The organism is Roseateles aquae (genome assembly GCF_032337115.1).
Lineage (GTDB): Bacteria > Pseudomonadota > Gammaproteobacteria > Burkholderiales > Burkholderiaceae_C > Roseateles_C > Roseateles_C aquae.
Genome location: NZ_JAVXZY010000001.1, coordinates 57,306 through 69,834, shown reverse-complemented (window position 1 = coordinate 69,834; position 12,529 = coordinate 57,306). Strand labels below are relative to the sequence as shown.

General features: G+C 65.3%; 13 protein-coding genes. 4 read left to right on the top strand and 9 right to left on the bottom strand.

Translation table 11 applies throughout. From position 1 onward, the window contains the following. Window positions 1–462 precede the first annotated feature (462 nt). The 4 genes from RQP53_RS00315 to RQP53_RS00300 all read right to left on the bottom strand — a co-directional run bounded on the left by RQP53_RS00315 (window position 463) and on the right by RQP53_RS00300 (window position 2,160). Window positions 463–963, bottom strand: a complete 501-nt coding sequence (locus tag RQP53_RS00315) for a hypothetical protein (RefSeq protein WP_315647931.1) — start codon at window positions 961–963, stop codon at window positions 463–465. Next, a complete protein-coding gene (locus RQP53_RS00310; protein WP_315647929.1) occupies window positions 960–1,211 on the bottom strand; it encodes a YMGG-like glycine zipper-containing protein in 252 nt (83 codons plus the stop codon). Before RQP53_RS00310 ends, RQP53_RS00315 begins: the two co-directional genes overlap by 4 nt. Before the next feature lie 179 nt (window positions 1,212–1,390). Beyond that, window positions 1,391–1,582 carry a hypothetical protein gene (locus RQP53_RS00305; protein ID WP_315647927.1) on the bottom strand — a complete coding sequence of 64 codons (192 nt, stop codon included), beginning with the start codon at window positions 1,580–1,582 and terminating at the stop codon, window positions 1,391–1,393. Between the two features lie 233 nt (window positions 1,583–1,815). Beyond that, entirely contained in the window at window positions 1,816–2,160 is a 345-nt protein-coding gene (locus RQP53_RS00300) for an ArsR/SmtB family transcription factor (RefSeq protein WP_315649169.1), read from the bottom strand. 161 nt (window positions 2,161–2,321) lie between these two features. Between RQP53_RS00300 and RQP53_RS00295 the strand changes: the two genes are divergently transcribed. The 4 genes from RQP53_RS00295 to RQP53_RS00280 are packed head-to-tail and all read left to right on the top strand — an operon-like array spanning window position 2,322 to window position 7,371. Further along, the gene (locus RQP53_RS00295; RefSeq protein ID WP_315647926.1) at window positions 2,322–3,431 is read left to right on the top strand and encodes an efflux RND transporter periplasmic adaptor subunit; all 1,110 of its coding nucleotides are present in this window, start codon (window positions 2,322–2,324) and stop codon (window positions 3,429–3,431) included. Continuing rightward, window positions 3,428–6,658 carry an efflux RND transporter permease subunit gene (locus tag RQP53_RS00290; RefSeq protein ID WP_315647925.1) on the top strand — a complete coding sequence of 1,077 codons (3,231 nt, stop codon included), beginning with the start codon at window positions 3,428–3,430 and terminating at the stop codon, window positions 6,656–6,658. The genes RQP53_RS00295 and RQP53_RS00290 overlap by 4 nt, the downstream gene beginning before the upstream one ends. A 41-nt stretch (window positions 6,659–6,699) precedes the next feature. After that, window positions 6,700–6,909, top strand: a complete 210-nt coding sequence (locus tag RQP53_RS00285; protein ID WP_315647924.1) for a YgaP family membrane protein — start codon at window positions 6,700–6,702, stop codon at window positions 6,907–6,909. Window positions 6,910–6,924: 15 nt separating this feature from the next. Further along, window positions 6,925–7,371, top strand: coding sequence for an OsmC family protein (locus RQP53_RS00280; protein ID WP_315647923.1), 447 nt, complete (start codon window positions 6,925–6,927; stop codon window positions 7,369–7,371). Window positions 7,372–7,489: 118 nt separating this feature from the next. Here the strand turns inward: RQP53_RS00280 and RQP53_RS00275 are convergent, their stop codons facing one another. The 5 genes from RQP53_RS00275 to RQP53_RS00255 form a co-directional block, all read right to left on the bottom strand. After that, window positions 7,490–8,632, bottom strand: a complete 1,143-nt coding sequence (locus RQP53_RS00275; protein WP_315647922.1) for a branched-chain amino acid ABC transporter substrate-binding protein — start codon at window positions 8,630–8,632, stop codon at window positions 7,490–7,492. A gap of 146 nt (window positions 8,633–8,778) precedes the next feature. Next, window positions 8,779–9,498, bottom strand: coding sequence for an ABC transporter ATP-binding protein (locus RQP53_RS00270; RefSeq protein ID WP_315647921.1), 720 nt, complete (start codon window positions 9,496–9,498; stop codon window positions 8,779–8,781). Between the two features lie 22 nt (window positions 9,499–9,520). Continuing rightward, window positions 9,521–10,291, bottom strand: coding sequence for an ABC transporter ATP-binding protein (locus tag RQP53_RS00265; protein ID WP_315647920.1), 771 nt, complete (start codon window positions 10,289–10,291; stop codon window positions 9,521–9,523). Between the two features lie 21 nt (window positions 10,292–10,312). Then, window positions 10,313–11,416 (bottom strand): ABC transporter permease subunit, encoded by a 1,104-nt coding sequence (locus tag RQP53_RS00260; protein WP_315647919.1) that lies wholly within the window; start codon window positions 11,414–11,416, stop codon window positions 10,313–10,315. 79 nt (window positions 11,417–11,495) lie between these two features. Continuing rightward, window positions 11,496–12,419: a branched-chain amino acid ABC transporter permease gene (locus RQP53_RS00255; RefSeq protein WP_315647918.1), complete on the bottom strand. Its 924-nt coding sequence runs from the start codon at window positions 12,417–12,419 to the stop codon at window positions 11,496–11,498. Between the last annotated feature and the right edge of the window lie 110 nt (window positions 12,420–12,529).

Genomic DNA, 12,529 nt, shown 5'->3' with positions numbered 1-12,529 from the left:
GGCAGGGCATCAGCCGAATACACACAGCAAGCCCGGGCGCACCAATGCACGGCCCGCCAGCGCCGAGGCGCCAATGCGCGCCAGCAGCGTCTTCGTTTTTATGCATCACCGATCTAGCGCCAACAAACCCTGCAGTGGCTTGTCATGGCCTGGCGGTCTCCTTCACCGTTGGCATGGCGGCCTTGGCGGCCGCGCGGCGATGGACGCCGCGTTTGCACGCCTCACTAGCGGCTGCTTTTCCTCCTCACAATGCAATTGATTGTGCGTGGGTGCGGCAAATTGGCCACCTACCAAAGCTGGTAGTTACCGGGGCGAATAAGCTTCTGCAGAAAACGAAGATCAAGCCTGGCGTTGTTGGCAGGCCAGAGGCGAGCGAGGCAGCCCGAAACTTGCTGCTCGGGCCGGGCACAGTCTGGCCGCAGGCGCGCGAGTCGCGCGAGGCACTGGGCCAGGTGCCATGCCTCAGCGATCGCCGTCCCGGCCTTTGCTGGGCAGGCCGGCACTGGCAGCCTGTACAGGCGGCAGCGTGCGGCGCATCTCCTTGATGACAAAACCGCTGGCGACGCTGCCACTGCGCTGGCCCGCGCCTCGGCTCAGGCTCAGGCAGTCGGCGCGGTCGTCCGGCAACTGACGGGCACAGCGAGCCTCGGCATTGGCGGCCAGTGCGGCCGGACTCTCCAGGATGGGGCCATTGCCAAGGCGCCCCTGTCGGGCTTCGGCGTAGGCGGCCTCGACCTCGCGCAGACAACTGCTGCGAGCCTGACCGCTCTGCCCTTGCAAGCAGCGGCTCGTCTGCTCATCACGCACCTGGCGTTGACGCATGGCGAGGTCTGCAACACTGGAGCCCGCTGGCGCGGCCGCCTGATCGAGTGCCAGCACGGCCAGGGGCAACAGCCCCACCAGCGCGAGCGGCACGAACCCAGCGAACGCCTTCCAGCGGCCAAGGCGAGAGAGCGGGCTCACTCGTCCTTCTCCCGGCGCTTGCGCTTGTCCTTGTCGGCTTCGTTGGCGATCACCGCGCCGACCGCAGCACCGCCTACGGTGCCGACGGTGCTACCACCGGTCAGCACCGCACCGCCAAGCGCGCCGACACCGGCTCCCACCGCCACATCACGGTCGCGCCGCGACATATTGGAACAAGCACTCAACAGTGCCAGGCTCAGCAGCAGGCCCGCTATGGCCCCGCGGCTTGAATCGTTGCTCGTGTTCATAGAACTCCTTGTTGGCCCATGCTGCCGAAGCGTTTGCCAAGAGTCGCCTCGTAACGCGAACCGGTACAGGCTTCAGGAAACGGGCCGCCGGCTTTGCCAAGCAGGCGGCCCGAAGACTGAGGCGGGGATACGACCTGATCTGGACGATCTGGCCTTGAACGGCGCCAGCGGCGCGAAGTTCAGCCCTTGTTGTGGCCGCTGCCCTGCGGCGCGTTCTTGTCAGTCTTGACTTCAGCCTGGGGATTCAGCTTGGCTGGTGCGTCCTTGGGCGGAGGCTCCTTGCCGATGTGTGCGGGCGCATGGCCGCCTGCCTTGTTCGGAGGGCTGCTGCCGAAGTTGTTGCCGGGCTTGCCGGGCTTGTTGGTGTTCATGGGCGATTCCTTTGCTGTCATGGGCGTCATCGGACGCAAAGCAGGAAGGCCCGGGGGCAGCGCCATCATGGCGCGTGCTGGAGGAGTTGTGGTGCCCGGGCCTTGCGCTGTGCACCTGTCGGTCACAACGCTCAGGCCGAGCCTGGGCTAAGGTGAGCGCCAGGTCTGTGCGCCATCGCACCAAGGCATTAGTACCGCGCCCAGCGGCACAGCGGATTCGCCAGCGGCTGAATTCAGTCCGAGGCGCCCGGCAAAAACACCGCCCGTTCACGCATCAGGCTGGCGGACTGCCGCGCGATATGGCCGCAGACCAGATCGCAGAGCTCGTAGACCGCCGGGTCGGCGATGCGGTAGTAGGCACTGGTGCCGCGGCTCTCACGAACCACGAAACCGCGCTGCTGCAGCATGCTCAGGTGGCGCGAGACATTGGCAGCCGTGTAGCCACAAAGCTCGGCGATTTCGCCAACCTTGCGTTCCTGCGCGCGCAGCAGATTGAGGATCTGCAACCGCGTCGGCTCGGCCAGGGCCTGGAAGTACTCAGCCACCTGCTGCAGTGCCGGCTCGGGCAAATGCTCCATGGCCGCCACCTCGCTGGCTGTGCTTTTCTTGGTCTTCATGGCTGCCTTTTGCGTGACATATGGGCGTGACATATCGCAATTCAACTATTTGACTATTTGCGTAGTTGGTTAAATAATAAGATATCGAATCAACGATGTCCAGCCACACGCTGCCCCACATCATGGCTCAAACCAGCGCATCTCCAGCACCGCCCCCGACCCGCCTTGCACCCCGCAGGCAGCAGCGTCCATTCACGCTGCTGGCACTCGGCCTGAGTTGGGCACTGCTCACCGGATCGGCGGCGGCCGCAGACGCCAAGACCGCGCAGCTGCGCAGCCAGCTCGTGGGCCAGGCTGGGCCCGCGCAGGCAACGATGCTGGAAGGCGCGGTCGAAGCGCTTCGCCACACGGTGGTGTCGGCGCAGGTGGCCGGTGCCATCGTCGAGTTGCCGGTCAAGGCCGGCGACCGTGTTCGCGCCGGCCAGCTGCTGATGCGCATCGACGCCCGTGCGGCGGAGCAAAGCGCCAACGCCAGCGCGGCCCAGGCCGAGGCGGCACGCGCCTCCCTGCATCTGGCCAGCCGCGAGTACGAGCGCCAGCAATTGCTGTTCAAGCAGCACTTCATCAGCCAGGCTGCGCTGGACCAGGCCGAGGCGCAATTCAAGGCCACCCAGGCTCAGGTGAATGCGCAGCTCGCGCAGTTGGCGCTGGCACGCACCCAGAGCGGCTTCAATACCGTCCGCAGCCCCTATGACGCCGTCATCGCCGAGCTGCCCGTGGCCCTGGGCGATATGGCCATGCCTGGCCGCGCATTGCTCAGCCTCTACGACCCCAGCGCCCTGCGTGTCACGGCGCGTCTGCCGCAAAGCCTGGCCAAGGGGCTCAGCGACAAGACGCCGATCAGCATCGAGATTGCCGGCCAGCCCAAGGCCGTGCCGGCGAGCCGGATTCAGCTGCTGCCGACCATTGATGCGCAGTCGCACACCTTGGAGTTGCGTCTGGACCTTCCTGCCCTGCCAGGGCTCGCCCCGGGGCAGTTCGCCCGAGTGCTGCTGCCGGCCGGCGCTGCCACGGTGGCGACGCTGAGCATCCCCGTCACGGCAGTGCAAAAGCGTGCCGAACTGAGCGCCGTCTACGTGATCAACGCCGAAGGCAAACCACTGCTGCGGCAGCTGCGCCTGGGCGCCCGGCAAGGCGATCAAATCGAGGTGCTGAGCGGCCTGAGTGCGGGCGAGCGCATCGCCCTGGACCCACAGGCGGCCGCGCTGCTGCGTTCAGGAAGCCAGCCATGAACAGCGAACACATTCCCGCGCCGCTGGGCCCCTCGGGCCGCATTGCCGCCTTCTTTCAATCGGCCCAGATCACGCCGCTGCTGGCCCTGCTCGCCTTGCTGCTGGGCATCTTCGCGGTGCTGGTCACCCCGCGTGAAGAAGAGCCACAGATCAATGTGACCATGGCCAATGTGCTGATTCCCTTTCCGGGTGCCAGCGTTCGTGACGTCGAGCAGATGGTGGCCACACCGGCCGAGCAGGTGCTGGCGCAGATGGCCGGCATCGAGCATGTGATGTCGGTGTCTCGGCCGGGTCTGGCGGTGTTGACGGTGCAGTTCAAGGTCGGCGTGCCACGCACCGAGGCGCTGGTACGCCTGCACGACACCGTGGCCGACAACGCCGACTGGCTGCCCAGCGGCCTCGGCGTGATGCCGCCCATCATCAAGCCCAAGGGCATTGACGACGTGCCCATCGTCACCTTGACGCTGTTCTCCAAGCAGCCAGAGACCGGGGCGTTTGCGCTGGAACAGGTGGCGCATGCGATGGAGATCGAGCTCAAGCGCGTGCCCGGCACCCGCGAGCTCACCAGCATGGGCGGCCCGGGCCGAGCCATCCGCGTGCAGATCGACCCGGCCCGGCTCAACAGCAGCGGGCTGACCATCGCCGATCTGCGCCAGGCGCTGCAGTCGGCCAATCAAGGTCTGCCGCTGGGCGATCTGCTGCGCAACAACCAGGCGATTGCCCTGGAGGCCGGCGCCTTTCTTGGCGACGCCGCTGATGTGGCCGAGCTGATCGTCGGCGTGCAGGCGGGCAAGCCCGTCTACCTGCGCGAAGTCGCCACCGTCGAGGACGGGCCACTGACGCCCAGCCGCTACGTCTGGCACGGCGACAAGTCCGCAGCCGAATACCCCGCCGTCACCATCGCCATCACCAAGAAGGCCGGCGAGAACGCCATCGATGTGGCCGACGCGGTGATGCAGCGCGTCGACGACCTGCGCAACACGGTAATCCCCGCCGAGGTGTCGGTGGCCGTGACTCGCAACTACGGCGCCAGCGCCAATGACAAGGCCAGCAAGCTGATCCAGAAGCTTTTGTTCGCAACGGCCTCGGTGGTCGCCCTGGTCTTCATCGCACTGGGCCGGCGCGAAGCGGCCATCGTCGGCACCGCCGTGATGCTGACGCTGACGGTCACGCTCTTCGCCTCCTGGGCCTGGGGCTTCACGCTGAACCGCGTCTCGCTGTTCGCACTGATCTTCTCGATCGGCATCCTGGTCGACGACGCCATCGTCGTCGTCGAGAACATCCACCGTCACCAGCAGCTCTTCCCGGGCCGCAGCCTGCGCGAGCTGATCCCCGGCGCGGTAGACGAAGTCGGCGGTCCGACCATCCTGGCCACATTGACCGTCATCGCCGCGCTGCTGCCGATGGCCTTCGTCTCCGGCCTGATGGGGCCCTATATGAGCCCCATCCCCATCAATGCCAGCATGGGCATGCTCTTGTCGCTGGCCATCGCCTTCGTCGTCACGCCTTGGCTGGCGCGGCTGTGGATGAAGGCCCTGCCGGCCAGCACGGTAGGTGACGCAGCCGAAGCGCACGGCCTATCCACCAAGCTCGCGCCGCTGTTCGAGCGCGTGTTCAAACCCCTGCTTGATGCAGGGCGAGGCAGCCGCAACCGCGGCCTGCTGGGCCTGGCCATCGCCGGGCTGATCGCGATCTCGCTGCTGCTGCCAGCGGCCGGCCTGGTGCTGCTGAAGATGCTGCCCTTTGACAACAAGTCGGAGTTCCAGGTCATTGTCGACATGCCCGCCGGCACAGCGCTGGAGCAAACCGCGGCGGTGCTGCACGAGCTGGGTGCCTATCTGGCCCGGGTGCCCGAGGTCAGCAACTATCAAGCCTATGCCGGCACGGCCGCGCCGATCAACTTCAACGGCCTGGTGCGGCAGTACTATCTGCGCGCCGGCAGCGAGCAAGGCGATCTGCAGGTCAATCTGGTCGACAAGCAGCAGCGCCACGCGAAGAGCCATGCCATCGCGATGCGGCTGCGGCCGGCCCTGCAGGCGATTGGCCAGCGCCATGGCGCCAAGGTCAAGATCGTCGAAGTACCGCCAGGTCCACCGGTGCTGGCGCCCATCGTGGCCGAGATCTATGGTCCCGAGGCCGAAGGACGCCGGCAACTTGCCAAGGCGGTGCGGGCCGTGTTCGAGACGCAGCCGGGCGTGGTCGATGTCGACGACAGCAGCATTGGCGCCGCACCGCGCAAGCTGCTGCTGGTCGATCGCCGCAAGGCGGCGCTGCTCGGCGTGTCGCAGGCGGCCATCGTCAGCACGTTGCGTGCCGCACAAGCCGGTGAAGCGGTCAGCTGGCTGCATGATCAGAGCAAATACCCGGCGGCCACGCTGCTGCAGCTGCCGGCCGAAGCCCAGGGCGACCTCGATGCCCTGCTGTCGCTCTCAGTGCGTGCGGCCAGTGGCAAGCTGGTGCCCATCCGCGAATTGCTCCACATCAGCGACACGCTGCGCGAGCAACCGGCTTATCACAAGGACTTGCTGCCACTGAGCATGGTGGTGGCCGATATGGCCGGCGCCATCGACAGCCCGCTCTACGGCATGTTTGCCATGCGCGGCGACATCGCCAAACTGCGCGCTCCGGACGGCGCCGCGCTGGGCGAAACCTTCATCAGCCAGCCCCGGGACGCCTACCGCGGCTACACGCTCAAGTGGGACGGCGAGTGGCAAATCACCTACGAGACCTTCCGCGATATGGGCGCGGCCTATGCCGTCGGCCTGGTGCTGATCTACCTGCTGGTGGTGGCGCAGTTCGGCTCCTACCTGACGCCGCTGATCATCATGGCGCCCATCCCGCTGACCATCATCGGCGTGATGCCTGGCCATGCCTTGCTGGGGGCGCAGTACACGGCCACCAGCATGATTGGCATGATCGCGCTGGCCGGCATCATCGTGCGCAACTCCATCCTGCTGGTTGACTTCATCAATCTGCAGCTGCGTGAAGGCATGGCCTTCGAGCGCGCCATCGTCAGCGCCGCCGTCACCCGGGCCCAGCCCATCATGCTGACCGGCCTGGCCGCGATGATGGGCGCCTTCTTCATCATTGACGACCCGATCTTCAATGGCCTGGCGATCTCGCTGATCTTCGGCATCGCCGTATCAACGCTGCTGACCCTGGTCGTCATTCCCACGCTTTACTACATGGCCTATCGCGATCGGCTGCATCTGCTGTCGGCAGACTGAGGCGCGCACAGCAATCACTCAACGCAACAAAGGAGTCCGTGATGAGTACCTGGCAAATCGTTCGTGTCGTCGCCGGCAGCTTCATCCTGCTGTCGCTGGCCCTGGGCATCCCTGGCAGCCCGCTGTTCGTGTCGAGCTGGTGGCTGGCCTTCACCGCCTTCGTCGGTGTCAATCTCTTGCAAAGCGGCTTTACGCGCTGGTGCCTGATGGAGACACTGCTGGCCAAGCTCGGCATACGCCGCGGCAATTGAAGGGAGCATCCACCAATGAGCAACGAAACGATCAGCATCGAGCTGAAGCAGCGGGAAAACTACCACTTCAGCGCCGAATTTGGCGCTGGCATCCCCGCGCTCAGCTGCGATGAGCCAGTACCGCTGGGTACGGGCCTCGGCCCCTCGCCGGTGCAGCTGCTGGCCGCCGCAGTGGCCAACTGCCTGAGTGACTCGCTGCTGTTCGCCTTGCGCAAATACAAGCAGGCGCCGGAGCCGCTGAGCTGTCGCGTCAGCGCCGAAGTCGGCCGCAACGAAGCCGGCTATGTTCGCGTGCTGGCCATGCAGGCGCAGCTGCAGCTGGGGGTGCCGGCCGCGCAGCTGCAGCATCTTGAGCGGGTGCTGGAGACCTTCGAGAAATACTGCACGGTCACGCAAAGCGTCGGTCAGGGCATTCCGATCAGCGTTCAGGTGTCTGACAGCCTGGGTCAGCGTTTGAAGTAAGACGCTGGGGCGCCACAAACAACGATGCCCGCCCAAGCCTGAGCAGCTTGCGCCACCCAGGCCCGGACGGGCCCGACATTTTGCGATTCAAGACGCTGGCGAAACCAGCCTCGTGGGGTCAGCGAACGACCGCGATCTGCTCGCGAGCGCCGCCCTTGTAGGTGTACAGCGTCAGCGCGCCGTTCTTGATGTCTCCCTTGCCGTCAAAGCTGATGACGCCGGTGACGCCCTTGTAGGCTTCGGTCTTGGCCAGCACCGGCAGGTACTTGGCCGGCTCGGCGGAGCCAGCCTTGACCATGGCAGCGACCATCACGTTGACGGCGTCGTACACATAAGGTGCATAGATCTGCACCTCCAGCTTGTACTTTTCCTTGAACTTGGTCTTGAAGGTCTCCATGCCGCCCTTGAATTCGCCGTCGATACCGCCGGCTTCGGCGCAGACCACCTGACCATCGCCCATGGTGCCGGCCGACAGCTTGGGCAGTTCGCCCGAGCAGATGCCGTCGCCGCCCATGAACTTGGCGTCGATGCCCAACTGCTTCATCTGGCGCAACATCGGGCCGGCCACGGCGTCCATGCCGCCGAAGAACACGACGTCGGGCTTCTTGGCCTTGACGGCGGTCAGGATGGCGTTGAAGTCGGTCGCCTTGTCATTGGTGAACTCGCGGCCGACAACCTTGCCGCCGGCGGCCTTGACGCCCTTCTCGAATTCGTCGGCCACACCCTGGCCATAGGCGGTGCGATCGTCGATGACGGCGATGGACTTGCCGTGCAGCTGCGTCACCGCGTACTTGCCAAGCGTGCCGCCCAGGTGCACGTCATCGGCGACGACGCGGAAGGTGGTCTTGTAGCCGTTGCGGGTGAACTTGGGGTTGGTGGCCGAGGGGCTGATCTGCGGAATGCCAGCGTCGCTATAGACCTTGGACGCGGGGATGGAGGTGCCCGAGTTCAGGTGGCCGATCACGCCATTGACCTTGGCATCGGCCAGCTTGGTGGCGGCTGCCGTGCCTTGCTTGGGATCGCCAGCATCGTCTTCAGCAACCAGCTCGAACTTGGCCTTCTTGCCGCCGATCATCACGCCCTTGGCGTTCAGTTCGTCGATGGCGTAGCGGGCGCCCAGCTCATTGTCCTTGCCCAGGTGGGCAATCTGGCCACTGGTCGGGCCGACATGGCCGATCTTGACGACCAGGTCCTGCGCCATCGAGCCGCCGGCCGAGGCCAGCAGCACGGCGCTGGCGACCAGCTTCAGTTGAAACTTCATGTGCCTATCTCCGTTTGTTTATTGCCATGTTGTAGGTCGGTGCCGCCTGCCGCTGTTGCAGCGGCGGGATGCGCGGGCCAGAGCAGCCAGCGGCACCGTGGAATCTTCGTCTGCCCGAGGAAATCTATGGCGCGATGGCTTGCCGCTCACTCGCCAAGGTAGGCAGCGCGGACCTTCGGGTCATTCAAGAGCGTCTTGCCCTCGCCCGTCATCGTGACGATGCCGCTCTCCATCACATAGCCGCGGTTGGCGGCGGCCAGCGCGCGGCTGGCGTTTTGCTCGACCAGGAGGATGGTCACGCCCTGGCCGTGGATCTCGTTGACGACCTCGAAGATCTTGTCGACCATGATGGGCGACAGGCCCATCGAGGGTTCGTCCAGCAGCAGCACCTTGGGCTGGGCCATCAGCGCGCGGCCCATGGCCAGCATCTGCTGCTCGCCACCGCTCATCGTGCCGGCCAGCTGCAGGCGGCGTTCCTTCAAGCGCGGGAAGATGCCGAACACGCGATCGATATCGGCTTCGATCTGCGCCTTGTCGTTACGGATGTAGGCGCCCATCTGCAGGTTCTCGGTGATGGTCATCCGGGTGAAGGTGCCCCGCCCTTCGGGCACCATCACCAGGCCTTGCTTGACCAGATCCCAGGCGCCCTGGCCCTTGATCGATTTGCCCAGGTACTGGATGTCGCCATCGGCGACGGCCTGCAGCCCGGTCACGGCCTTGAGCGTGGTGGTCTTGCCGGCGCCATTGGCACCGATCAGGCTGACCAGCTCGCCCTGGCGCACTTCGAAGTTCACGCCCTTGACGGCCTGGATGCCGCCGTACGCGACCTTCAAGCCGCTGACTTTCAACAATACTTCGCTTGTCATCTCAGACTCCGTTCTGCGGGGCTCAATGGCCACCGGCACCGAGGTAGGCCTCGATCACCTGTTCATTGCGTTGCACCTCGGCCGGCGTGCCTTCGGCAATCTGCTTGCCGTAGTCCAGCACGGTCACGCGGTCGCACAGGCCCATCACCAGCTTGACGTCGTGTTCGATCAAGAGAATCGTGCGGCCGTCCTTGCGGATGCGGTCGATCAGCTCGCGCAGCACGACCTTTTCGGTCGCGTTCATGCCGGCGGCCGGTTCGTCCAGCGCGATCAGCTTGGGGTCGGTGGCCAGTGCGCGGGCAATCTCCAGCCGGCGCTGGTCGCCGTAGCTGAGCGTGCGGGCCTTGTATTCCGCGTATTTGCCGATGCACACGTAGTCCAGCAGTTCCTGGGCGCGCTTCGCAATCGCCGCTTCCTCGGCCTTGAAGCCGGGGCTGCGGAAGATGGCGCCCAAGAGGCCGGAGCCGGTGCGCACATGGCGGCCGACCATCACGTTTTCCAGCGCGGTCATCTCGGCGAAGAGCCGGATGTTCTGGAAGGTGCGGGCAATGCCGGTCTTGGCCACCTGGTGCACGGCGGTGGGCGCATAGGGCGCGCCGCCGAGCTCGAAGCTGCCGGCGTCGGGCGTGTACAGCCCGGTGATGACGTTGAAGAAGGTGGTCTTGCCGGCGCCGTTGGGGCCGATCAGGCCGTAGACCTGGCCTTTGTTGATCTGGATGCCCACGTCGGAGAGGGCTTGCAGACCGCCGAAGCGCTTGGACACGCCGGCTACTTTGAGAACGATGTCGCTCATGGTGGGGGGCTCTCCGGCGTCTTATTTGTTGTTGGCCAAGGGCTGGGGCGCGGCTTTGCCGTGCTCGGGGCTGGGCCACAGGCCGCGTGGGCGCAGGAGCATGATGCTGATCATCGCCAGCGCCACCAGCAGCTGGCGCAGGATGGCGGCGTCAAGCCGGCCGCCGGTGGCTTCTTGCAGCGGGCCGGCCACATAGCGCAGCACTTCGGGCAGGGCCGAGAGCAAGAGCGCGCCGAGGATCACGCCGGGGATGTGGCCGATACCGCCGAGCACGACCATGGCGACGATCATCACGCTTTCCTGCAGGCTGAAGGATTCGGGGCTCACAAAGCCCTGGAAGGCGCCGAACATCGAGCCGGCCACGCCGCCGAAGGTGGCGCCCATGCCGAAGGCCAGCAGCTTCAGGTTGCGGGTGTTGATGCCCATGGCCTTGGCGGCGATTTCGTCTTCACGGATGGCCATCCAGGCGCGGCCGATGCGCGAGTCTTCCAGGCGCGAGCAGATCAGCACCGAGATCACCACCAGGGCCAGGAACAGGTAGTAGTACTGGCTGACCGAGGGCAGCGTGAAGCCGAAGATCTCCAGCGGCTTGCCCAGGTCCAGCCCGAAGACGTGGATGGCGTCGATCTGGCCGATGCCGCGCGGGCCGTTGGTGATGTTCAGCGGGTATTCCATATTGTTCAGGAACACCCGGATGATTTCGCCGAAGCCCAGGGTCACGATGGCCAGGTAGTCGCCGCGCAGCTTGAGCGTCGGTGCGCCCAGCATCACCCCGGCGAAGGCGGCAAGACCTGCCCCCAGCGGGATGATCAGCCACAGCGGCGAGTGCAGCCCGCCGGGGAAGGCGGCGGCAAAGCCTTCGAAGTTCTCGCTCAGGTGCGGGCTGGCCAGGAGCGCAAACATATAGGCGCCGACCGCGTAGAAGGCCACATAGCCGAGGTCCAAAAGACCCGCGTAGCCGACCACGATGTTCAAGCCCAGCGCCAGCATCACATAGAGCAGCGCCAGGTCGATGATGCGCACCGGCCCGTTGCCGAATTGCTGGGCAATCAGAGGGACGATCAGCAGGCCGACAGCGGCCAGTGCATAGCCGATCAGCTTTGAGGTTTGAGTTTTGGTTTGCATGTCGTGTGTCAACTTCTTGTCGTCGGCAACCCAGGCTGGCTGCTTGCCGACAGTCACTTGTGCATTCGTGGTCATGGTGTCAGGCCCGATCCGCAACGCGTTCGCCCAGCAGGCCCGAGGGGCGCAGCGTCAGCACCAGGATCAGTGCGACGAAGGCGAAGATGTCGGCATAGTGGCTGCCGAGGATGCCGCCGGTCAGGTCGCCCAGATAGCCGGCCCCGATGGACTCGATCAGCCCCAGCAGCACGCCGCCCACCATCGCACCAGCGAGGTTGCCGATGCCACCCAGCACCGCCGCGGTGAAGGCCTTCAGGCCGGGCATGAAGCCCATCGAATGCTGCACCGTGCCGTAGTTGGCCGCCCACATCATGCCGGCCACGGCGGCCAGCGCCGCGCCGATCACAAAGGTGGCCGAGATCACCATATCGGGCTTCACGCCCATCAGGCCGGCCACCTTGGGGTTCTCGGCCGTGGCGCGCATCGCGCGGCCCAGCTTGGTCTTGTTCACCAGCCACAAAAGACCGGCCAGGATGACGCCGGTGCTGACCAGGATCAGGATCTGCGTGATCGTGATCACCGGGCCGCCCAGGTCGATCGCCTGGGCCGGCAGCAGCTGCGGGAAGGGCTTGGGATTGGGCTTCCAGATGATCATCGCCAGGGTTTGCAGCAGCAGCGACATGCCCATGGCCGTGATCAGCGGTGCCAGTCGCGGCGCGCTGCGCAAGGGCCGGTAGGCGATCTTCTCAATCGTGTAGTTCAGCAGCGCACACACGACGATGGCGCACAGCAGACCGACCAGCATCAGTGCCCAGCCCGGCAGGCCGCTATCGGCCAGCGCGGTGACGACGCTGAAGCTGACCAGCGCGCCGACCATCAGCACATCGCCGTGGGCGAAGTTGATCAGGTTGATGATGCCGTAGACCATCGTGTACCCCAGTGCCACGAGCGCATACATGCTCCCGAGCACCAGACCATTGATGATCTGTTGCAGAAAAGTCTCCATTGCCTCTACTTCCTTGTTGGACGGATCAGCCGTCGTACTGAGCCCTTATTCGCAACAGGCATGCCAACATGAAAAATTCACGGGTAATCACTTAGAAATCTGGGGCTCGG